A 20914-nucleotide genomic window follows, 5' to 3' on the forward strand; every position below is an offset into this window, starting at 1 on the left:
ATGCATCCCCATTTGAGGCAGTCATCAGTTGATGAGGGGATGAGGAGAGCATCGGCTTTCGACCCCACACTTTTAAGGATTGATACCATGGTTGCGGTGCGCGATATTCATTTGAAAGACAATTTCACTCTGGATGAGTGGGTCAGTTCCCTTACCCTGAGTGAAAGTGACAAGAATCAGCTGCGAACCGTCTACCAGTATTGCCTGACCCTGGGTGACGAAGCGCTCACCAACCGCCTGCTGGTGCGCGGGGTCGAGATGGTGGGCATCCTGCTGATGCTCAGCATGGATCTCGCCACCCTCAAGGCCGCCATTCTCTATCCCTTCGTCGAAGCCGGTCTCATCAGCCAGGAAAAGGTGAACGAGGACTTCGGCCCCAAGATCGCCAAGCTGGTGGAAGGGGTGCTGGAGATGGAGGCCATCCGCTCCCTGCAAACCCTTCACCGCAGCGAAACCTCGCCGGAGCAGGTGGACAACGTGCGCCGCATGCTGCTCGCCATGGTCGAGGACGTGCGCGCCGTGGTCATCAAGCTGGCGGAGCGCATCGCCTGCCTGCGTGAAGCGAAGAAGGCGGATGAGGAGACCCGGGTGCTGATGGCCCAGGAGATCACCAACATCTATGCCCCCCTTGCGAACCGCCTCGGTATCGGTCAGCTCAAGTGGGAGCTCGAGGATCTCGCCTTCCGCTACCTGCACCCGGACACCTACAAGCAGATCGCCAAGCAACTGGACGAGAAACGGCTCGACCGCGAGCGCTACATCCGTGAATTCGTGCAGTCTCTGCGCGATGCCCTGGCCGAGGCCGGCGTCGAGGCCGAGGTCTATGGCCGACCGAAACACATCTACAGCATCTGGCGCAAGATGCAGAAGAAGCACCTCGAATTCAACGAGCTGTTCGATGTGCGCGCGGTGCGGGTGATCACCAAGCGGCTGCAGGATTGCTACGCGGCGCTCGGTATCGTTCACACCCATTTCCACCATATTCCCCGCGAATTTGACGACTATGTCGCCAACCCCAAGCCCAATGGCTACCAGTCCATCCACACCGTGGTGGTGGGGGAGGAGGGCAAGACGGTGGAGATCCAGATCCGTACCGAGCAGATGCATCAGGATGCGGAGCTCGGTGTGGCTGCGCACTGGCGCTACAAGGAAGGGGCCCAGGCCGCTGCGAAGACCAGCACCTTCGAAGACAAGATCGAATGGCTGCGCAAACTCCTCGCCTGGCAGGAGGATCTCTCGGAGAGCGGCTCCTTGCTGGACGATCTGCGCAGTCAGGTGTTCGAGGACAGGGTTTATGTCTTCACTCCCAAGGGCGATGTCATCGACCTGCCGGCAGGGGCGACGCCGCTCGACTTCGCCTATCACGTGCACAGCATGATCGGTCACCGCTGCATCGGCACCAAGATCGACGGTCGTATCGTGCCCTTCACCTATACGCTGCAAACCGGTGATCAGGTGGAGGTGATCACCCAGAAGGAGCCGAACCCGAGCCGCGACTGGATGAACCCGAACGCCGGCTTCCTGCGCTCCAGCCGGGCGCGGGCCAAGGTGGCCACCTGGTTCAGAAAGCTGGACCGGGACAAGAACATCGCCGCCGGCAAGGAGTTGCTGGAGAAGGAGCTGGACCGCCACAACCTCACCCTCTCCAAGGTGGACAAGGTGGTGCTGGAGCGTTTCCATGCGGAGGAGCTGGAGGATTTGCTGGCCGGTATCGGCAGCGGCGACATCCGCATCAACCAGCTGCTCAACTACCTCGACACCCGCTACAACAAGCCGACGGCGGAAGAAGAAGATCGCCGTCTGCTGGAGAAGCTGGAGCAGAAGGCCAATGTGCCCTTCCGCCCCAAACCCAAGGATCACATCGTGGTGGAAGGGGTGGGCAACCTGATGACTCACATCGCCCGCTGCTGCCAGCCCATCCCGGGGGACGCCATCCAGGGCTTCATCACCATGGGACGGGGGGTTTCCATCCACCGGGAGGATTGCGAGCAGCTCAAGGAGCTGTCGCGTCGCAACCCGGAGCGCCTGATCGATGCGGTCTGGGGGGAGAACTACTCCGGCGGTTACGGTCTCACCATCCGCATTCTCTCCAACGACAGATCCGGCCTGCTGCGCGACATCACCACCGTGCTCGCCAACGAGAAGATCAACGTGATGGGAGTGCGTTCGCGCTCCAACGTGCGCGAGCAGACCGCCGAAATCGACATGGAGCTGGAGATTTACAACATCAACGCCTTCAACCGGGCGTTGGCCAAGCTCAGTCAGCTCAACGACGTGATCAGCGCCAAGCGGCTGTAATGCTCAACCGACCGGCCCCAGTGGCCGGTCTGCATTTTCTCCCTCCTTGCAGAGCATTGAAGACGGATATCACGCGCCCCATCTCCGGCCGCCATGGCTCCACATCATGTGGAGCAGTGGCGTGAGCGGATATTCATGAACCCATTTACTGAATCGAAAGTGAGTTGCCCATGTCCCAACGCTACGACCTTCCCCAACTGCTCGACATCATGGCCAGATTGCGTGACCCGAACGGGGGCTGCCCCTGGGATCTCAAGCAGAGCTTCCAGACCATAGTGCCGCACACCCTGGAGGAGGCCTACGAGGTGGCGGATGCCATCGAGAGCGAAGATTGGCAAGGGCTGAAGGGGGAGCTCGGTGATCTGCTGTTCCAGGTCGTGTTCTATGCCCAGCTCGGCAAGGAGCAGGGATTGTTCGACTTTGCCGACATCGTCGATACCGTGAGCGAGAAGCTCATTCGCCGCCACCCCCATGTCTTCTCCGATGCCGACCTGGGTGACGAGCAGGCGGTCAAAGCGAACTGGGAGGCGGAAAAGGCCAAAGAGCGTGCGGCGCTCGACAAGGAGAGCGTGCTGGACGATATCCCCCTCTCCCTGCCTGCCCTGACCCGGGCAGCCAAGATCCAGAAGCGCTGCGCCACCGTCGGTTTCGACTGGAAAACGCTGGGGCCCGTGGTGGACAAGATCCACGAGGAGATCGAGGAGGTGATGGAAGAGGCGCTGATGGTCGACGTGGACGAGGAGCGGGTGAGCGACGAGCTCGGCGATCTCTTGTTTGCCACCGTCAACCTGGTGCGCCATCTGGGCAAGGATCCCGAGCAGGTGCTGCGGGCTGCCAACACCAAGTTTGAGCGTCGTTTTCGTCAAGTTGAACACTTTATTGCCGCAGAAGGTCTGAAAATGACGGATTGCTCCCTGGAGAAGCTGGACGAGGCCTGGAACAGGGCCAAGGAAACCGAACAAAGTTGATTTGGCGCAAGACGGGGCGGCGGGGAGCCTGATAGATTTTTGTTCATTGTTTGGGAGTGGGGGTTTTGGTATACTGTTTCCCCGTCCTGCTTCATCCCCGAAGCACCCCTTAAAATTCCCTAAACTTCTTTCAGGTTCAGCATGACGACCAAATATATTTTTGTGACTGGTGGCGTTGTTTCATCCCTCGGCAAAGGCATTGCCGCAGCTTCTCTGGCAGCCATTCTGGAAGCCCGTGGTCTGGATGTGACCATCATGAAACTGGACCCGTACATCAACGTGGATCCGGGCACCATGAGCCCGACCCAGCATGGTGAAGTGTTCGTAACCGAGGACGGGGCCGAAACCGATCTGGATTTGGGCCACTACGAGCGTTTCATCCGCACCAAGATGACCCGCCGCAACAACTTCACCACCGGCCGCATCTATGCGGACGTGCTGCGCAAGGAGCGTCGTGGTGACTATCTGGGCGCCACCATCCAGGTGATCCCGCACATCACCAACGCCATCAAGGAGCGGGTGATTGCCGGTGCCGAAGGCCATCAGGTTGCCATCGTCGAAGTGGGCGGTACCGTGGGCGACATCGAGTCCCTGCCGTTCCTTGAAGCCATTCGTCAGCTGGCGGCCATCGTGGGTCGCAACAATGCCATGTTCATGCACCTGACCCTGGTTCCTTACCTGGCCGCCGCCGGCGAGGTGAAGACCAAGCCGACCCAGCACTCCGTCAAAGAGCTGCTCTCCATCGGTATCCAGCCGGATGTGCTGATCTGCCGCTCCGACCGCGCCATTCCGGCCAACGAGCGTGCCAAGATCGCCCTGTTCTGCAACGTGCCCGAGCGCGCCGTCATCTCCATGAAGGATGTCGACTCCATCTACAAGATCCCGGCGCTGCTGAAATCCCAGGGGCTGGACGGCTACATCACCGAGCGCTTCGGCATCGAGTGCAAAGAAGCCGACCTGGCCGAGTGGGAACAGGTCATCTATGAAGAGGCCAACCCGACTGCCGAAGTCACCATCGGCATGGTGGGCAAGTATGTCTCCCTGCCGGACGCCTACAAGTCCGTCAACGAAGCGCTCAAGCACGGTGGCCTGAAGACCCGTCTCTCCGTCAACATCAAGTACATCGACTCCCAGGACATCGAGACCCGTGGCGCCGAGCTGCTGGAAGGTCTGGATGCGATCCTGGTACCGGGCGGCTTCGGCGAGCGCGGTGTGGAAGGCAAGATCCTGGCCGCCAAATATGCCCGCGAGAACAAGATCCCGTACCTCGGTATCTGCCTGGGCATGCAGGTTGCCTTGATCGAATACGCCCGCAACGTGGCGGGCATGGAAGGGGCTCACTCCTCCGAGTTCAAGAAAGACAGCCCTTACCCCGTGGTCGGTCTCATCACCGAGTGGGTGGATGACGAAGGCAACGTCGAGACCCGGACCGAGAAGTCCGATCTGGGTGGTACCATGCGTCTGGGCTCCCAGCTCTGCCACCTGGTGGAAGACTCCAAGGTGCGTCAGATGTACGGCAGCCCGACCATTTACGAGCGCCACCGTCACCGTTATGAAGTGAACAACAAGCTGCTGCCGCAGATTGAAGCGGCAGGTCTGAAGGTGACCGGTCTCTCCGCCGACAAGAAGCTGGTGGAAATCATCGAGATCCCGGATCACCCCTGGTTCGTGGCCGCGCAGTTCCACCCGGAGTTCACCTCGACTCCCCGTGATGGTCACGCCCTGTTCGCCGGTTTTGTGAAGGCGGCGGGCGAGTATCAGAAGCGTAATTTGAAGTAATTGAAAATAAATGCGGTTGGGGCTCTGTGCCACAGCCGCTTTTTTTGGCATATTTTTGTTGTTTTTTTACGAAACCTGAGGAAATACACATGTCCAAGATCGTTAAAGTGATCGGTCGTGAAATCATCGACTCCCGTGGTAACCCGACCGTTGAGGCCGAAGTTCACCTGGAAGGTGGTTTTGTTGGTATGGCAGCCGCTCCGTCTGGCGCGTCCACCGGTTCCCGCGAAGCGCTGGAACTGCGTGACGGCGACAAGAGCCGTTTCCTGGGTAAAGGCGTGCTGAAAGCCATCGAAGCCGTCAACGGCCCGATCGCTCAGGCTCTGCTGGGTAAAGATGCCAAGGACCAGGCCACTGTCGACCAGATCATGATCGACCTCGACGGTACCGAGAACAAATCCAAGTTCGGCGCCAACGCCATCCTGGCTGTTTCCCTGGCCAACGCCAAAGCTGCCGCTGCTGCCAAAGGCATGCCGCTGTACGCCCACATCGCCGAGCTGAATGGCACCCCGGGTGTCTACTCCATGCCGCTGCCCATGATGAACATCATCAACGGTGGTGAGCACGCCGACAACAACGTCGACATCCAGGAGTTCATGATCCAGCCGGTTGGCGCCAAGACCCTGAAAGAAGCCGTTCGCATGGGCGCAGAAGTGTTCCACAACCTGGCCAAAGTGCTGAAGTCCAAGGGCTACAACACTGCCGTCGGTGACGAAGGTGGTTTCGCTCCGAACCTGAAATCCAACGCCGAAGCGCTGGAAGTGATCGCTGAAGCCGTTGCCGCTGCCGGTTACAAACTGGGCTCCGACATCACCCTGGCCATGGACTGCGCTGCGTCCGAGTTCTACGACGCAGAGAAGAAAGAGTACAACCTGAAGGGCGAAGGTCGTATCTTCACCTCCAACGGTTTCTCCGACTTCCTGGCTGACCTGACCACCAAGTTCCCGATCGTCTCCATCGAAGATGGCCTGGACGAATCCGACTGGGAAGGCTTCGCCTACCAGACCGCCGAACTGGGCAAGAAAATCCAGATCGTGGGTGACGACCTGTTCGTAACCAACACCAAGATCCTGAAGCGCGGTATCGACAATGGCATCGCCAACTCCATCCTGATCAAGTTCAACCAGATCGGTTCCCTGACCGAAACTCTGGCTGCCATCAAGATGGCCAAAGACGCTGGCTACACTGCCGTCATCTCCCACCGCTCCGGTGAGACCGAAGACGCGACCATCGCCGACCTGGCTGTGGGTACCGCTGCTGGCCAGATCAAGACCGGTTCCATGAGCCGTTCTGACCGTGTTGCCAAGTACAACCAGCTGATCCGTATCGAAGAAGCCCTGGGTGCCAAGGCTCCGTTCCGTGGTCTGAAAGAAGTGAAGAACCAGGCTTAATTTTCGCCTGCGTTCATGCTTCACAAAGCCCCGCCATCTGGCGGGGCTTTTTCGTTCTGCGCTTATGGGCGTGTGCGACCTGCATTTTTTATTCCGACCAACCCATCCGGCACACAGGCTTTCTTTTGTCTTGCCTGCGAATATGGGAAACTAGGCCGCTTGAAGGAGACTCAGTGCATGCGGCTACTCACTCTTATCCTGCTCCTCCTGTTGGGAGGGCTGCAATATGACCTCTGGCTGGGGAAAAACGGCCTCTCCGACTATCGGGAACTCTCCACCGCCATCGAGCGGCAGCAACAGGACAACCTGGTACTCAAGGACCGCAACAGCCTGATTTACCGGGAAATCGACGATCTTACTTCTGGCCTTGAGGCCATCGAGGAGTTGTCGCGCAACGATCTTGGCTACATCAAGCAGGGCGAGACCTTCTACCGAATCATTCCCAAAGAAAAGGATCAGGTGACGGAGCCTGATGGTGCCCCCTACGATGACTGATAGCCTGAGCGGCCTGACCGCCATCGTCCCGGCTGCCGGTATTGGCAGTCGCATGGGGGCAAGTTGCCCCAAGCAGTACCTGTCCCTGGCAGGGAAATGCATTCTGGAGCACACCCTGGAGCGTCTGCTCTCCCATCCCGCCATCGCCCGTGTGATCGTGGCGCTGGCGCCCCACGACAGCTGGTTTGAGACCTTGACCGTGGCAACCGATCCGCGGGTGCTGCGAGTGGAAGGGGGAAGCGAGCGCGCCTTCTCCGTGCTCAATGCGTTGCACGTGGCAGAAGGGGAGTGGGCACTGGTGCATGACGCCGCCCGGCCCTGTCTGACCCACGAGGATCTCGATGCGCTCATTGCTGCCGCCATGGCCTCTGGTGGTGCCATCCTCGGCAGCCGGGTGCGCGATACCATGAAGCGCACCGATGCGGCCGGCAATATCCTCGCCACCGTGGATCGCGAGCAGCTCTGGCATGCCCTGACGCCCCAGATGTTTTTGGTCCGCCCCCTCAAGCGGGCGCTGGAGGAGGGGCTGGCGCTCGGCGCCGCCATCACCGATGAAGCCTCCGCCATGGAACGCGCCGGTTTCCCCGTACGCATGGTGGAAGGGCGGGCCGACAACATCAAGGTGACCCGGCCGGAAGATCTCTCCCTGGCTGGGCTCTATTTACAGCAACAACGTGCGTGCCGGTCGGCACGGCCCGATTCATCCCCAGAGGAGCAGGCATGATCCGCACCGGACATGGTTTTGATGAGACAGATTTCCGTGTATTGAGGAGGGCGCAAGCATGATGCGGATCGGACATGGTTTTGATGTTCACAAGTTTGGCGGGGTTGGTCCCTGCATGCTGGGCGGGGTGGCGGTGCCCTATGAACAGGGCCTGCTGGCCCACTCCGATGGCGACGTGGTGTTGCATGCGGTGAGCGATGCCCTGCTGGGGGCCATCGGCGCCGGCGACATCGGCCGCCACTTCCCCGATACCGCCGCCGAATTCAAGGGCATCGACAGCCGCATCCTGCTGCGGGATGTCTTTGCCCGCGTGCAGCTCGCAGGTTATGCCATCGGCAACCTGGATGTGACCATCATCGCCCAGGCCCCCAAGATGGCCCCCCATATCGACGCCATGTGCGCCGTGCTGGCCGCAGATCTGCAATGTGATTTGAACCGGGTGAACGTCAAGGCGACCACCACCGAACAACTTGGATTCACGGGGCGCAAGGAAGGGATCGCTACCGAAGCCGTCGTCTTGCTGGTGAAACAATGATGCTTGAACAACTTGCCTATCTGCACGGGACGCCCACTGCTCGCGGTATCCTCAAGGCCGAGGCCGCCGACTTCGTGGTCAATGAAGATCTCGGGTTTGCACCTTGCGGCGAGGGGGAACACATCTTCGTCCGGGTACGCAAAACCGGCGAGAATACCGCCTGGGTGGCTGGCCTGCTGGCCGATGCGGCCGGGGTTGCCCGCAATGCGGTGACCTGGGCTGGTCTGAAAGATCGCCATGCGGTGACCGAACAGTGGTTCGGCATCCATCTGCCGGGCAAGGGCGAACCGGATCTCTCGGTCATCGAGAACGACAACATCCGGATCCTTGAGGTGAAGCGCCACAACAAGAAGCTGCGGGTCGGCTATCTCAAGGGCAACCACTTCACCCTGCGTCTCACCGGGCTGGAGCAGGCCGACGGGCTGGAATCCCGTCTGCAGGCGATTGCAACCCAGGGGGTACCCAACTACTACGGCGAGCAGCGTTTCGGCCGCGGTGGCAACAACCTGGAGGCCGCCAAGGCGATGTTCGCCGGCAAACGGATCAAGGATCGCAACAAGCGCTCCCTCTATCTGTCCGCCGCCCGCAGCATGCTGTTCAATGCCATCGTCAGCGCCCGCATCGAGCAGGGACTGGCCCATCAGCTGCTGGCCGGCGACTGCGTGATGCTCAAGGGCAGCCACTCCATCTTCAGCGAAGAGAGCGTGACCCCCGAGCTGGAAGCACGCCTTGCCTCCGGGGACGTGCAGCTGACCGCTCCCCAGTGGGGTCGTGGCCGTCTGGCGAGCCAGGGCGCTGCTGCCGAGTTCGAGCAAGGAGTGCTGGCCCCTTATGGCGACTGGTGCGAAGGACTGGAAAAAGCCGGGCTGGATCAGGACAGGCGCCCGCTGCTGCTCAAGCCGGAGCAGATGAGCTGGCAACGGGAGGACGCGGTGCTGACCCTGTCGTTCTTCCTGCCGGCCGGCGCCTTTGCCACCAGCGTGGTACGCGAATTAATGCAGGCCGAAGAGGCCGATCACGGTTTCAGGAACTCAACCGATGCGAATTCTGGTCAGTAATGACGATGGGGTGCACGCCGAGGGCATTCGCGCCCTCAGCGAGGCGTTGCGTGCCTGTGGCGAGGTCGTGGTGGTGGCGCCGGATCGCAACCGCAGCGGTGCCAGCCACTCCCTGACGCTGGAAGTGCCGCTGCGGGTCATCCGCCTCGATGCGTCCAGTTTTCACGGCATCAAGAGTTATGCGGTCAAGGGGACGCCGACCGACTGCGTTCATCTGGCGGTCAACGAACTGCTGCGCCCTGAGCCCGACATGGTGGTGGCCGGTATCAATCACGGGGCCAACCTGGGGGATGACGTCATCTACTCGGGGACGGTGGCGGCCGCGACGGAAGGGCGTCATCTTGGTTTCCCCTCCATCGCCGTTTCGCTGGTGGGCAAGACTCATTTCGCCAGTGCGGCCCACTACGCCGCCCAGCTGGTGCGGGGGCTGATGGTGCATCCGTTGCCTGCGGATCAGATCCTCAACGTGAATGTGCCGGACCTGCCGCTCGAGCAGATCAAGGGGATCAGGGTGACCCGCCTTGGCAATCGCCACCGGGCGGAGTCGGTGATCCGCACCGAGGATCCCCGTGGTCAGCCGGTCTACTGGATTGGTCCCCCCGGCAACCAGCAGGATGCGGGAGAGGGAACGGACTTTGCCGCCATCGAGCAGGGTTATGTCTCCATCACTCCCCTGACCATCGACATGACGGCCTACGGCAGTCTGTCGACCCTGGGCGCGTGGCTGGATCTGCAGGGATGACGTTGTGATAGTACAGCGCCTGTTGAATCAACTGATTGCCCAGGATGTCCGCGATTTCCGCGTATTGGCGGCGATCGCGAAGGTGCCGCGCCAGCTGTTTGTGGACGAGGCCATGGCCCACAAGGCCTGGGACAATACGGCCCTGCCCATCGGCCATGGGCAGACCATCTCCCAGCCTTACATCGTGGCGCGCATGACCGAGCTGCTGATCCAGAACGATCCGGCCCATGTGCTGGAGATCGGGACGGGATCGGGCTACCAGACGGCGGTACTGGCCCACCTGGTGGAGCATGTCTACACCATGGAGCGGATCAAGTCGCTGCAGTTTCAGGCCCGGCGCAGATTGCGCCAGCTCGATCTGCACAATGTGTCGGCCAAGCACGGCAATGGGTGGCTAGGTTGGCCCAACAAGGGCCCTTTCGACGCCATTCTGGTGACGGCGGCGGCCAGTGAGGTCCCCAAGGCCCTGACCGATCAGCTGGCTGATGGTGGTCGTCTGGTGTTGCCGGTGGGTGATGGCCAGCAGACCCTGCAGCTCATCGAGCGATCGGGCTCCCAGCTCACCAGCCGGATTCTGGAGCCGGTACGTTTCGTTCCCCTGATTGACGGAGATGTCGAGTGAAGTTGTTTTCCCGCCTTTATGTTCTGGTGATGCAGTGGGCACGCCACAAGTATGCCCCCTGGTATCTGGCCATCACCGCCTTTATTGAATCCATCTTCTGGCCCATCCCGGTGGATGTGATGCTGGCGCCCATGGCGCTCGGCAAACCTCATCGCGCCTGGCACTATGCCGCGCTGGCTACCCTCTTGTCGGTGCTGGGCGCCCTGTTTGGTTATCTGCTCGGCTATGCCCTGTGGGAGCCAGTGGTGCAGCCGCTGGTGACCTCGGTTGGCTATGAGGACAAGATTGCCCTGGCCGAGCAGTGGTTCGCGCAGTGGGGCATCTGGGTTATTTTTATTGCCAGCTTCACGCCGATCCCCTACAAGGTGTTTACCGTCACGGCTGGCTTGCTCCACATGGCACTGTTGCCTTTCATCCTGACCTCGCTGATCGGTCGTGGCATGCGCTTCTTCCTGGTTGCAGGTCTGATGCGCTGGGGCGGCGAGAAGATGGAGCGCAAGCTGATGCACTATGTGGATGTGCTGGGCTGGCTCTGTATTGGTTTGGCCGTTGCGGCCTATTTCTGGTTTAGTCGTTAAGGATCCACTATGTGTTCGCGTGTTTGGCAAGGTAGCGGTGTCGTCGTGTTGTCATGGCTGCTGCTTGCCTGTTCCTCCAGCAAGACTGCGGCTCCGGTGCACAGCCTGGGCAATGATCAGGTCGCTTCGACCATCCCCGTGCGTCAAGGTATGACCAAGCCCGGCATTGCAGGCAACGGGTACACCGTGGTCAAAGGAGACACTCTCTACTCCATTGCATTTCGTTCTGGCATGGATGTGGCTTCGCTTATCAGCATCAATGGCATCACTCCCCCCTATAACATTTATCCCGGCCAGCAGCTCAGGCTCGATGGCGCTTCCGCCCCCATGGCGGTGGCAACCGTCGGCAGCCCTGTCAGTCGTGGCAGCGTGACGGGGTCTGGTAGTTACGAGGTGCGCCGTGGCGATACATTGAGCAGCATCGGTCGCCAGTTCGGTCTTTCCAACCAGGCCTTGGCCCAGCGCAACAACCTCCAGGCTCCTTATGCATTGCACGTGGGCCAGGTGCTCAATGTGGGGGGCTCGGGTTCCTCGGGTGGTCAGATGGTGGCAGCAACCACACCGGTGGTGACCAGCACGGGGCCCAAACCCCTGGCCACGGCTCCGGCAGGTACGACCACACCATTTATTGCTCAGAAAACGATTGCTCCTGCCTCGTCAACAGCATACGCTCAGGCTAAAGAACAAAAAACCGTCAGTTCCTCGTCAACACTCTCCTGGCATTGGCCGACCAAAGGGCGGATCGTTGAAGGCTTCTCCGTTGCGGAACAAGGCAACAAGGGCATCGACATTTCCGGCCAGAAGGGCCAACCCATTTACGCTGCGAGCAGCGGCAAAGTGGTCTATGCGGGCAGTGCACTGCGAGGTTATGGCAAGCTGATAATTCTCAAGCACAACGATGACTACCTCTCCGCCTACGCTCACAACGATGAGTTGAGGGTCAAGGAGGGAGACACCGTGAAGGGCGGAGCGGTTATCGCCAATATGGGTAGCACGGATGCGCCGGATGTGCGCTTGCACTTTGAAATCCGGTACAAAGGCAAGTCGATCAACCCGATGGGCTATTTGCCAAAGCGTTAACTCAGAGAGCTGAGTCTTACTCTGGTGTAGGTCAGGGAGAGATATCATGAGCCAAGAACAACTGGTAATGCAGGATGCAGAGTTAGAGTTCGACGAGGAGCTGGAGGTTCAGGAGGAAGAAGAGGTTCAGGAAGTGGCGGCCGAAGCCGAAGAGACCATTTCCGATGAACTGATGGCGCCAGAGCTGAACAAGGTAATGGACGCCACCCAGCTCTATCTGGGGGAGATAGGCTTCTCCCCCTTGCTCACGGCCGAAGAGGAAGTCTACTACGCCCGCCGTGCCCTGCGTGGCGACAAAGCGGCGCGCAAGCGCATGATTGAATCCAACCTGCGCCTAGTGGTCAAGATTGCCCGGCGCTACAACAACCGCGGCCTGGTGCTGCTGGATCTCATCGAAGAGGGCAACCTCGGTCTTATTCGCGCGGTCGAGAAGTTTGACCCCGAGCGAGGCTTCCGTTTCTCTACCTATGCCACCTGGTGGATCCGCCAGACCATAGAGCGGGCCATCATGAACCAGACCCGGACCATTCGTCTGCCCATCCATGTGGTCAAGGAGCTGAACGTCTATCTGCGCACTGCGCGCGAGCTTTCCCATCGCCTCGACCATGAGCCGACCGCCGAGGATATCGCCTCTGCACTGGATCGCTCTGTGGACGATGTGAATCGCATGCTCAAGCTCAACGAGAAGATCACCTCGGTGGATACTCCCATTGGTGGCGATCGCGACAAGGCGTTGCTGGATGTGCTTTCCGACGAGCGCGGCATGGGGCCCGAGCTGGAGTCCCAGGAAGATGACATGCGCAGCAGCATAGTGCACTGGCTGGAGGAGCTGAATCCCAAGCAGCGCGAAGTGCTGGCCCGCCGTTTCGGTCTGCTCGGCTATGAACCGGCCACCCTGGAAGACGTGGGTGCCGAGATTGGTTTGACCCGCGAGCGGGTGCGTCAGATCCAGGTGGAAGGGTTGCGCCGCTTGCGGGAGATCCTGCTGGGGCAGGGACTCTCCATCGAAGCGCTGTTCCGCACCAACTAAACGGGTATGAATACCGTCATCAAGATGAAAAAGGGGCCACAGGCCCCTTTCTTTTTGTCGTGGATCTTCCGGATCATACCGGATCCAGAGTGTCCAGCGGCCAGCGCGGCACGGCCTTGACGACGAGGGGTTCGAAGACTCCCGCCTTCAGGCGTTGCATGCCGGCATAGGCGATCATGGCGCCGTTGTCGGTGCAGTATTCGGTGCGCGGGTAGAAGACTTCACCTTTGAGGCTCTCCATCAGCTCGGCCAGCTGGGCGCGCAGATGACGGTTGGCGCTGACGCCGCCTGCCACGACCAGACGATTGAGGCCGGTCTCTTTCAGGGCACGACGGCACTTGATGGCCAGGGTGTCGACCACCGCATCCTCAAACGCCCGGGCGATGTCGGCACGGGTCTGCTCGTCGTCGCCATTGGCTGCTATGGTATTGGCGGCAAAGGTCTTGAGGCCGGAGAAGCTCATGTCGAGCCCTGGGCGATCGGTCATGGGACGGGGGAAGGTGAAGCGCCCAGTGGTGCCCTTTTCTGCCAGCCGGGAGAGCAGTGGACCACCGGGATAGTCCAGACCCATCAGCTTGGCGGTCTTGTCGAACGCCTCACCGGCGGCATCGTCGATCGATTCGCCCAGCAGCTGGTAGCTGCCGATGCCGTCGACCCGGACCAGCATGGAGTGGCCGCCGGAAACCAAGAGCGCCACGAAGGGAAACTCGGGGGCTCGCTCTTCCAGCATGGGGGCCAGCAGGTGGCCTTCCATGTGGTGTACGGCGATGGCCGGCTTGTCCCAGGCCATGGCCAGCGAGCGGCCTATGGTCGCCCCGACCAGGATGGCGCCAACCAGACCTGGCCCCGCGGTATAGGCGATGCCATCGATGTCATCCTTGCCAAGTCCGGCCTCTTTCAAGGCGGCCTGGATCAAGGGGATCGTCTTGCGTACATGGTCCCGGCTGGCGAGCTCGGGAACGACGCCGCCGTAGTCCGCATGCAGCTTGACCTGGCTGTACAACTGGTGGGAAAGGATCCCTTTTTGATCATCGAAGATCGCGATCCCGGTTTCGTCACAGGATGTCTCTATGCCCAATACACGCATTGCTAAAAAATTTCACTGCTAAAATGAGACGGCTATGGTAACCTTCGCGGGTTTTTTAAACCAGAGCGATCTCTGCGGGTTTACTTTCATTCCCTGTCCAGAGTATAATTTCGCACCATTTTAAGACATGCTGATCGATTGAAGGTCAGCTAACAATTTATCACTGAGGTGAAAGGCACATGCCAGTAATCAAAGTCCGTGAAAATGAGCCGTTTGACGTTGCTCTGCGTCGCTTCAAGCGTTCTTGCGAAAAGGCCGGTATCCTGTCCGAAGTTCGTAGCCGTGAGTTCTACGAGAAGCCGACTACCATTCGCAAGCGTGCCAAAGCGTCCGCTGTCAAGCGTCACGCCAAGAAGCTGTCCCGCGAAAACGCACGTCGTATCCGCCTGTACTAATCAAGGGATCATGCCGTGTCTCTGAAGGATCAACTCAAGGATCAGCAAAAGCTCGCCATGCTTGCCAAAGACAAGCCTCGGTTGGGTGCTATCCGCTTGTTGATGGCAGAAATCAAGCAGCGTGAAGTCGATACCCGTGTCGAGCTCAATGATGAAGAGATCCTCGCTGTCGTGACCAAAATGGTCAAACAGCGTCGCGATTCCATCAGCCAGTTTGAAGCTGCCGGTCGCCAGGATCTTGCCGACAAAGAGTCCGCCGAGATCGTTGTGCTGCAGGAGTTCCTGCCACAACAGCTGACCGCAGACGAAATTGCCGCCCTGATCGAGCAAGCCATCACTGAAAGTGGTGCTGCCGTCATGGCTGACATGGGTAAAGTCATGGCTGTCTTGAAGCCAAAAATTCAGGGGCGTGCCGATGTCGGCGCCGTCAGTGCTCAGGTGAAAACCCGCTTGGCGTAACAGGCAACTCTCTTGTTTGGTCGAAGAAGCCGTGCTTCCCATTGGAATGCGCGGCTTTTTTATTTCCTATGCAATGAAACAGGACGGTTATGGCTGGCAGGATCCCGCAATCCTTTATCGATGATCTGCTCGTACGCACGGACATAGTCGAGTTGATCGACTCCCGTGTGCGGTTGAAGAAAGCCGGTAAGAACTACCAGGCTTGCTGCCCTTTTCATAACGAAAAAAGCCCCTCCTTTACCGTCAGCCAGGAGAAGCAGTTCTATCACTGTTTCGGTTGTGGTGCCCACGGCAATGCCATCGGCTTTGTCATGGAGTACGACGGCCTGGAATTCCCCGATGCCATCGAAGAGCTGGCAAGCCTGCACGGTATGCAGGTCCCCCGTGAGCAAACGGCGGGTGGATCAAGCCATAGCCAACCAGCCGTCAGCAAGGATCTGTTCGAGCTGATGAACCAGATTGCGCGCTTCTACGAGAGCAATCTCAAGAACGCGCCTCAGGCGGTGGAGTATCTGAAAGGCCGGGGCCTGACTGGCGAGGTGGTCAAGCGCTTCAACATCGGTTATGCCCCTGGGGACTGGGATCAGGTGCGTCGCCGCTTTGGCGCCAGTAGGGATCACGAACAACTGCTGATTTCGGGCGGTATGCTGATCCCCCGTGACAGCGGCCCGGGCAGCTACGATCGTTTCCGCGATCGCATCATGTTCCCGATCCGTGACAAGCGTGGCCGGGTCATCGGCTTCGGTGGCCGAGTGCTGGGGGATGGCACGCCCAAGTACCTGAACTCCCCCGAAACCCCCATCTTCCACAAGGGGCGGGAGTTGTTCGGCCTTTATGAGGTCAAGCAGGCACACAAGGATCCGCGCCGGATCCTTGTGGTGGAAGGCTACATGGATGTGGTGGCGCTCGGCCAGTACGACATCGACTATGCGGTGGCGGCACTGGGGACTGCGACCACCAGCGATCACATCCACACCCTGTTCCGTACCACGGCAGAGGTGGTCTGTTGCTACGACGGCGACAACGCCGGTCGGGAAGCGGCCTGGCGGGCGCTGGATAACGCGCTCTCCCACCTGCAGGACGGCCGTGAACTCAAGTTCGTCTTTTTGCCGGATGGCGAGGATCCCGACTCGCTGGTACGCCAGATCGGCAAGGAGGGGTTCGAAGCGCTGCTCGACAAGGCCCAGTCGTTTGCGGATTTCATGTTCGAACGCCTCGGGCGCGATGCGGCTCTTTCCGGTGAGGCAGGCAAGTTTGAAGTGGCCAACAAGGCCGCCGAGCTGATTCGTCGGGTACCGGAAGGTTTCACTCGCGAGGGGTTGATTACCCGACTTTCCAGCATGATGCGCTGGGGAGAAAACAAGCAGCGGATTGCCGAGCTGTTTGCCCGCAACAGCCAGCCCAAGGCGGAAGTTAACAAACCCAAGGCGACCAAACTGACGCCGATCCGCAGGGCTCTGGCCCTGATGGTGCAGTATCCGGCGATCACCGCCGAGCTGCCGGCCATGCCCGAGTTGGCCGGGCTGCGCCTGCAGGGGATCCCTTTCCTGCTGCAACTGCACCAGCAGATCCTGATCCAGCCGGGAGTGACAACGGGTATCCTGCTGGAGCATTGGCGCGGCACAAAAGAGGGAGAAATACTTGCCCAGCTGGCGATGCATGACCTGTTTGAAGAGGTAAAGCTCGACCAGGAGCCCGATATTCTGGGAGAATTGCAGGATACTTTTGTCGGTTTCATCAACCTTTTCCTGAAGCAACGGATCGAAGAATTGCAGGCCAAGGTGGCGCAGGAAGGGCTAAGCTCTGAGGAAACTCAGGAGCTGATGATGCTGATCAGAGAGGTGCAGATTGAGAAAAGAAATGAGAGTGGGGCTTGATATTTGAGTGAGCAGTCCCAATATGAATAGCGTTGCCCGAATCGACGGGATTGAAAGCAAACACTTTATAACCACCTGGCCCCGACAACACTGCGGGCAGGGGTTTCTCATGACCGACGCCGCAACCAGACATAGCATGTCTGGCGGTTTTCTATTAGAATTGGCTATTTGCGCAGCAGCGCACTGTACGCGCAACCTAGCAACACCAACCGGATGAGTTCTATGGAGCAAACCCCGCAGTCTCAGCTTAAACTCCTCGTTGCCAAAGGTAAAGAACAGGGCTACCTGACCTATGCCGAGGTGAACGATCACCTCCCGCAAGACATTGTCGATTCAGACCAGATCGAAGACATCATCCAGATGATCAACGATATGGGCATTCAAGTGGTTGAAAACGCTCCGGATGCCGATGACCTTATCATGGCTGAAGGTGGTACCGCCGATGAGGACGCTGCCGAAGCAGCGGCCCAGGCTCTGGCATCAGTTGAATCTGAGATTGGTCGCACGACCGATCCCGTCCGCATGTACATGCGGGAAATGGGTACCGTCGAACTGCTGACCCGCGAAGGCGAGATCGACATCGCCAAGCGGATTGAAGACGGTATCAACCAGGTACAAAGCTCCGTCGCCGAGTACCCTGAAGCCATCACCTATCTGCTCGAACAGTACGACAAGTACGAAGCCGAGCAGCTTCGCCTGTCCGACATCATCTCCGGCTTCATCGATCCGAACGAAGTGGATGACGTGGCACCGACCGCCACTCATATCGGCTCCGAACTCAGCGAGGACGACCTCGCCGACGAAGACGAAGACGAAGATGAGGACGAAGACGAAGACGGTGACAACTCCGACGATGACGGCGACGGTGGCCCGGATCCGGAAGTCGCTCGCGAGAAATTCGGCGAACTGCGTGCCCAGTACGAGGTGACTCGTCTCTCCATTCAGCAGAATGGCCGTGCCCACGACGACACCCAGAATGCCATCGCCCAGCTGGCCGATGTCTTCCGTCAATTCCGCCTGATGCCCAAGCAGTTCGATCGCCTGGTCAACAACATGCGGGAGATGATGGAGCGTGTCCGCGTGCAGGAACGCATCATCATGAAGCTCTGCGTTGAGCAGGCCAAGATGCCGAAGAAGACCTTCGTCGCGGCCTTCACCAACAACGAGTGCGAAACTGCCTGGTTCGAATACCAGAAGCAGGCCGGCAAGGCGTGGTCTCCCCGCCTGCTCGAGATGGACGAAGAAGTCCTGCGTTCCATCGGCAAGCTGCAGCAGATCGAAGAAGAGACCGGTCTGTCGATTGCCCAGATCAAGGATATCAACCGCCGCATGAGCATTGGTGAGGCCAAAGCCCGCCGTGCGAAGAAAGAGATGGTTGAGGCTAACTTGCGTCTGGTTATCTCCATCGCCAAGAAGTATACCAACCGCGGTCTGCAGTTCCTGGATCTGATCCAGGAGGGTAACATCGGTCTGATGAAGGCGGTCGACAAGTTCGAATATCGTCGCGGCTACAAGTTCTCGACCTATGCCACCTGGTGGATCCGTCAGGCCATTACCCGCTCCATCGCGGATCAGGCCCGTACCATCCGTATCCCGGTGCACATGATCGAGACCATCAACAAGCTCAACCGTATCTCCCGCCAGATGCTGCAGGAGATGGGTCGTGAACCGAACCCGGAAGAGCTGGCCATGCGTATGGGCATGCCGGAAGACAAGATCCGTAAGGTACTGAAAATCGCCAAGGAGCCCATCTCCATGGAGACGCCCATCGGTGATGATGAAGACTCCCACTTGGGTGACTTCATCGAAGATACCACCCTGGCTCTGCCAGCGGATGCGGCCACCAGCGAGAGCCTGCGCAACGCGACCCGCGAAGTGCTGGCCGGTCTGACCGCACGGGAGGCCAAGGTACTGCGCATGCGCTTCGGTATCGACATGAACACTGACCACACCCTCGAGGAAGTGGGCAAGCAGTTCGACGTCACCCGTGAGCGTATCCGTCAGATCGAAGCCAAGGCCCTGCGCAAACTGCGCCATCCGAGCCGCTCGGAAGTGCTGCGCAGTTTCCTGGACGAGTAGTCCCGAGTTCTGTCAGCCTGACATTGCAACAAAAAGCCCCGCCATGCGGGGCTTTGTTTTATCCGTGCTGGCATGGGCGTGAAGAGGGGTCATGGAACCGCTTGAATATGGATGAAATCTCGCCAAGTGTTTGATCTGACTATGGACGGGGTATCCGCCATCCCCTATAATCCACGCCGCTAACCAGCATCAATGGCCCCTTAGCTCAGTTGGTCAGAGCAGTCGACTCATAATCGATTGGTCGTGGGTTCAAGTCCCCCAGGGGCCACCATTTTCAGACAAAGCCGCTCTTTTGAGCGGCTTTGTCGTTTCTGGCGCTCACCAGCGCCTGTCCAGATCCTCGGCATAGAGTGCCATGGCGCGCCGGTAGGGGAACAGGGCGGGATCCGTGGTGGTGGTCGCGAGGATCCCCAGCAGCGTCTCCATTCCCTCCTTGCTGCGCCCCAGGTTGTAGCAGGTCATGGCACGAAACACCTTGAACTCCACGGCATCGGGGAAGCGGGACAGGGCCTCGTCAAAGGTGGCCAGCGCCTCGGCATGACGGCCTGTGGTGCGATAGGAGCTGCCTAGTCCAAGCAGGGCTCCGCGCAGCGACGACTCGCCAAGCCCCAGCGACACGGCCTTCTGATAGAGGGGAATGGCCTGTGCCTCTCGCCCCAGCATGTCGTGCAGTCCGGCCACTTCGTAATGCAGCTCGGCGTGGGCCGGGTGCGCGATGAGTTGCAGCAGACCGTGCTGACGGGCTTCCTCGATCCGTCCCTCGGCCTTGAGGGTGTTCAACTGTTTCATATGTGCTCCTGCATGGGGATGAAGGAGCAGTATGCCTGCCAACAGGCTGGCGGGGAACGGGTCATGGGGCCATGAAAAAGGCGCTGTCCCAATTATGTGTTGGAAGGCTAATCTGGAAGTAGGTCATCACCGCAAGGACCTTCATCATGGATACGCCAGCCTTCCAACACCTGTTGTCCCTCTTTCCATTACTTACTCTGCGTCAGCGCCGTGTCGCTCAGCATGAGCTCGCCGCTCCACACCCGATTACGTCCCTCCATGCCCAGTTACCCACATGCTGCGGCTGTCCCCACTGCCAGGCGGATGCCACCCAGCTGGCCCCCTGGGGCTGGAGCCGTGGGCTGCGTCGTTACCGTTGTAAGCAGTGTCGGCGAACCAGCTCCCTCCTCACCAAGACGCCTTTGGCCAGATTACGTAAGGCTGAGCATTGGGAGGACTACGCCCAGGCTCTCATCGACGGGCTCACTGTCCGCCAGGCCGCCGTCCGCTGCGGTGTTTGCAAGAACACCGCCTTCTTGTGGCGTCACCGCTTCCTGAAGGCGATGGCAAACCACCAGGCAACACGGGAAGAAGGCATTGTGGAAGTGGATGAAACCTTCTTCCTCGAATCGTTCAAGGGGCAGCGAGGGTTGCCTCGTCCGGCAAGACATCGTGGCGGGAAAGGGCGTACCCGGGGGACCGGGCGGGATTACATCCCGGTGATGGTGGTGCAGGACAGGGCGGGCCATCAAGCCGACTTTCAGCTGGAAAGGCTGGATGCGCAGACGGTGAAAGCGGTGTTGCAGCCACTCATCGCGCCCGATGCAGTGCTCTGCAGTGATGGTGCAGGGGTGTATGCCAGTTTCAGCCAAGCGCGGGGCATAACACATCAGGTGGTGTACAACCGTCGAGGTGAGCGAGTCATTGGGGCATACCACATCCAGCATGT

Annotated in this window: 20 protein-coding genes and 1 tRNA gene; 19 read left to right on the forward strand and 2 right to left on the reverse strand. The window is 59.6% G+C overall.

Features of this window, described 5'->3' with window-relative positions; all coding sequences use genetic code 11:
* Positions 1-87 precede the first annotated feature (87 nt).
* The 13 genes from relA (at position 88) to rpoS (ending at position 13300) form a co-directional block, all read left to right on the forward strand.
* Complete coding sequence (relA, locus tag AB5Y64_RS20290; protein WP_010675631.1) at positions 88-2298, forward strand: GTP diphosphokinase; 2211 nt, start codon at positions 88-90, stop codon at positions 2296-2298.
* Between the two features lie 170 nt (positions 2299-2468).
* Entirely contained in the window at positions 2469-3266 is a 798-nt protein-coding gene (gene mazG, locus AB5Y64_RS20295) for a nucleoside triphosphate pyrophosphohydrolase (protein ID WP_039041041.1), read from the forward strand.
* Between the two features lie 141 nt (positions 3267-3407).
* Positions 3408-5045 carry a glutamine hydrolyzing CTP synthase gene (gene pyrG, locus AB5Y64_RS20300; protein ID WP_039041042.1) on the forward strand — a complete coding sequence of 546 codons (1638 nt, stop codon included), beginning with the start codon at positions 3408-3410 and terminating at the stop codon, positions 5043-5045.
* Between the two features lie 89 nt (positions 5046-5134).
* A complete protein-coding gene (gene eno / locus AB5Y64_RS20305; protein ID WP_039041043.1) occupies positions 5135-6436 on the forward strand; it encodes a phosphopyruvate hydratase in 1302 nt (433 codons plus the stop codon).
* Between the two features lie 177 nt (positions 6437-6613).
* Positions 6614-6931 (forward strand): cell division protein FtsB, encoded by a 318-nt coding sequence (gene ftsB, locus AB5Y64_RS20310; RefSeq protein ID WP_010675628.1) that lies wholly within the window; start codon positions 6614-6616, stop codon positions 6929-6931.
* Entirely contained in the window at positions 6924-7655 is a 732-nt protein-coding gene (gene ispD / locus AB5Y64_RS20315; protein WP_039041044.1) for a 2-C-methyl-D-erythritol 4-phosphate cytidylyltransferase, read from the forward strand. The genes ftsB and ispD overlap by 8 nt, the downstream gene beginning before the upstream one ends.
* 58 nt (positions 7656-7713) lie before the next feature.
* Positions 7714-8190: a 2-C-methyl-D-erythritol 2,4-cyclodiphosphate synthase gene (ispF, locus tag AB5Y64_RS20320; protein ID WP_010675626.1), complete on the forward strand. Its 477-nt coding sequence runs from the start codon at positions 7714-7716 to the stop codon at positions 8188-8190.
* A complete protein-coding gene (truD, locus tag AB5Y64_RS20325) occupies positions 8190-9248 on the forward strand; it encodes a tRNA pseudouridine(13) synthase TruD (RefSeq protein ID WP_039041049.1) in 1059 nt (352 codons plus the stop codon). The genes ispF and truD overlap by 1 nt, the downstream gene beginning before the upstream one ends.
* Entirely contained in the window at positions 9229-9990 is a 762-nt protein-coding gene (gene surE / locus AB5Y64_RS20330; RefSeq protein ID WP_039041045.1) for a 5'/3'-nucleotidase SurE, read from the forward strand. The genes truD and surE overlap by 20 nt, the downstream gene beginning before the upstream one ends.
* A gap of 4 nt (positions 9991-9994) precedes the next feature.
* Positions 9995-10612 carry a protein-L-isoaspartate(D-aspartate) O-methyltransferase gene (locus tag AB5Y64_RS20335; protein ID WP_010675623.1) on the forward strand — a complete coding sequence of 206 codons (618 nt, stop codon included), beginning with the start codon at positions 9995-9997 and terminating at the stop codon, positions 10610-10612.
* The gene (locus AB5Y64_RS20340; protein WP_039041046.1) at positions 10609-11190 is read left to right on the forward strand and encodes a YqaA family protein; all 582 of its coding nucleotides are present in this window, start codon (positions 10609-10611) and stop codon (positions 11188-11190) included. The genes AB5Y64_RS20335 and AB5Y64_RS20340 overlap by 4 nt, the downstream gene beginning before the upstream one ends.
* Before the next feature lie 9 nt (positions 11191-11199).
* A complete protein-coding gene (locus AB5Y64_RS20345; protein WP_039041047.1) occupies positions 11200-12270 on the forward strand; it encodes a LysM peptidoglycan-binding domain-containing protein in 1071 nt (356 codons plus the stop codon).
* 46 nt (positions 12271-12316) lie between these two features.
* Complete coding sequence (gene rpoS / locus AB5Y64_RS20350) at positions 12317-13300, forward strand: RNA polymerase sigma factor RpoS (RefSeq protein WP_010675620.1); 984 nt, start codon at positions 12317-12319, stop codon at positions 13298-13300.
* A gap of 73 nt (positions 13301-13373) precedes the next feature.
* On the opposite strand, the gene tsaD is transcribed toward rpoS, so the two are convergent.
* The gene (gene tsaD, locus AB5Y64_RS20355) at positions 13374-14387 is read right to left on the reverse strand and encodes a tRNA (adenosine(37)-N6)-threonylcarbamoyltransferase complex transferase subunit TsaD (RefSeq protein ID WP_010675619.1); all 1014 of its coding nucleotides are present in this window, start codon (positions 14385-14387) and stop codon (positions 13374-13376) included.
* 179 nt (positions 14388-14566) lie between these two features.
* Between tsaD and rpsU the strand changes: the two genes are divergently transcribed.
* The 5 genes from rpsU (at position 14567) to AB5Y64_RS20380 (ending at position 19468) form a co-directional block, all read left to right on the forward strand.
* Positions 14567-14782, forward strand: coding sequence for a 30S ribosomal protein S21 (rpsU, locus tag AB5Y64_RS20360; protein ID WP_005309452.1), 216 nt, complete (start codon positions 14567-14569; stop codon positions 14780-14782).
* A 15-nt stretch (positions 14783-14797) separates the two neighbouring features.
* Positions 14798-15241: a GatB/YqeY domain-containing protein gene (locus tag AB5Y64_RS20365; RefSeq protein WP_010675618.1), complete on the forward strand. Its 444-nt coding sequence runs from the start codon at positions 14798-14800 to the stop codon at positions 15239-15241.
* Between the two features lie 89 nt (positions 15242-15330).
* The gene (dnaG, locus tag AB5Y64_RS20370; protein WP_010675617.1) at positions 15331-17118 is read left to right on the forward strand and encodes a DNA primase; all 1788 of its coding nucleotides are present in this window, start codon (positions 15331-15333) and stop codon (positions 17116-17118) included.
* A 183-nt stretch (positions 17119-17301) separates the two neighbouring features.
* Positions 17302-19197: an RNA polymerase sigma factor RpoD gene (gene rpoD, locus AB5Y64_RS20375; RefSeq protein WP_263639565.1), complete on the forward strand. Its 1896-nt coding sequence runs from the start codon at positions 17302-17304 to the stop codon at positions 19195-19197.
* 194 nt (positions 19198-19391) lie between these two features.
* Positions 19392-19468 (forward strand) — tRNA-Ile (locus AB5Y64_RS20380).
* Between the two features lie 47 nt (positions 19469-19515).
* Here AB5Y64_RS20380 and AB5Y64_RS20385 read toward each other — a convergent pair.
* Positions 19516-19986: a tetratricopeptide repeat protein gene (locus AB5Y64_RS20385; RefSeq protein ID WP_039041048.1), complete on the reverse strand. Its 471-nt coding sequence runs from the start codon at positions 19984-19986 to the stop codon at positions 19516-19518.
* Between the two features lie 146 nt (positions 19987-20132).
* Between AB5Y64_RS20385 and AB5Y64_RS20390 the strand changes: the two genes are divergently transcribed.
* Positions 20133-20914: IS1595 family transposase (locus AB5Y64_RS20390; protein ID WP_368203618.1), on the forward strand; the 782-nt coding region annotated here is incomplete at its 3' end.

The organism is Aeromonas sp. R5-1, from assembly GCF_040908265.1.
GTDB classification, from domain to species: domain Bacteria; phylum Pseudomonadota; class Gammaproteobacteria; order Enterobacterales; family Aeromonadaceae; genus Aeromonas; species Aeromonas caviae.

What these genes read in the sequence shown, in the direction of transcription:
- AB5Y64_RS20385 (WP_039041048.1), bottom strand. Translation starts at nt 19,986, where the DNA reads ATGAAACAGTTGAACACCCTCAAGGCCGAGGGACGGATCGAGGAAGCC.
- tsaD (WP_010675619.1), bottom strand. Translation starts at nt 14,387, where the DNA reads ATGCGTGTATTGGGCATAGAGACATCCTGTGACGAAACCGGGATCGCG.
- rpoS (WP_010675620.1), top strand. Translation starts at nt 12,317, where the DNA reads ATGAGCCAAGAACAACTGGTAATGCAGGATGCAGAGTTAGAGTTCGAC.
- truD (WP_039041049.1), top strand. Translation starts at nt 8,190, where the DNA reads ATGCTTGAACAACTTGCCTATCTGCACGGGACGCCCACTGCTCGCGGT.
- surE (WP_039041045.1), top strand. Translation starts at nt 9,229, where the DNA reads ATGCGAATTCTGGTCAGTAATGACGATGGGGTGCACGCCGAGGGCATT.
- ispD (WP_039041044.1), top strand. Translation starts at nt 6,924, where the DNA reads ATGACTGATAGCCTGAGCGGCCTGACCGCCATCGTCCCGGCTGCCGGT.
- rpsU (WP_005309452.1), top strand. Translation starts at nt 14,567, where the DNA reads ATGCCAGTAATCAAAGTCCGTGAAAATGAGCCGTTTGACGTTGCTCTG.
- ispF (WP_010675626.1), top strand. Translation starts at nt 7,714, where the DNA reads ATGATGCGGATCGGACATGGTTTTGATGTTCACAAGTTTGGCGGGGTT.
- relA (WP_010675631.1), top strand. Translation starts at nt 88, where the DNA reads ATGGTTGCGGTGCGCGATATTCATTTGAAAGACAATTTCACTCTGGAT.
- dnaG (WP_010675617.1), top strand. Translation starts at nt 15,331, where the DNA reads ATGGCTGGCAGGATCCCGCAATCCTTTATCGATGATCTGCTCGTACGC.
- eno (WP_039041043.1), top strand. Translation starts at nt 5,135, where the DNA reads ATGTCCAAGATCGTTAAAGTGATCGGTCGTGAAATCATCGACTCCCGT.
- ftsB (WP_010675628.1), top strand. Translation starts at nt 6,614, where the DNA reads ATGCGGCTACTCACTCTTATCCTGCTCCTCCTGTTGGGAGGGCTGCAA.
- AB5Y64_RS20345 (WP_039041047.1), top strand. Translation starts at nt 11,200, where the DNA reads ATGTGTTCGCGTGTTTGGCAAGGTAGCGGTGTCGTCGTGTTGTCATGG.
- pyrG (WP_039041042.1), top strand. Translation starts at nt 3,408, where the DNA reads ATGACGACCAAATATATTTTTGTGACTGGTGGCGTTGTTTCATCCCTC.
- mazG (WP_039041041.1), top strand. Translation starts at nt 2,469, where the DNA reads ATGTCCCAACGCTACGACCTTCCCCAACTGCTCGACATCATGGCCAGA.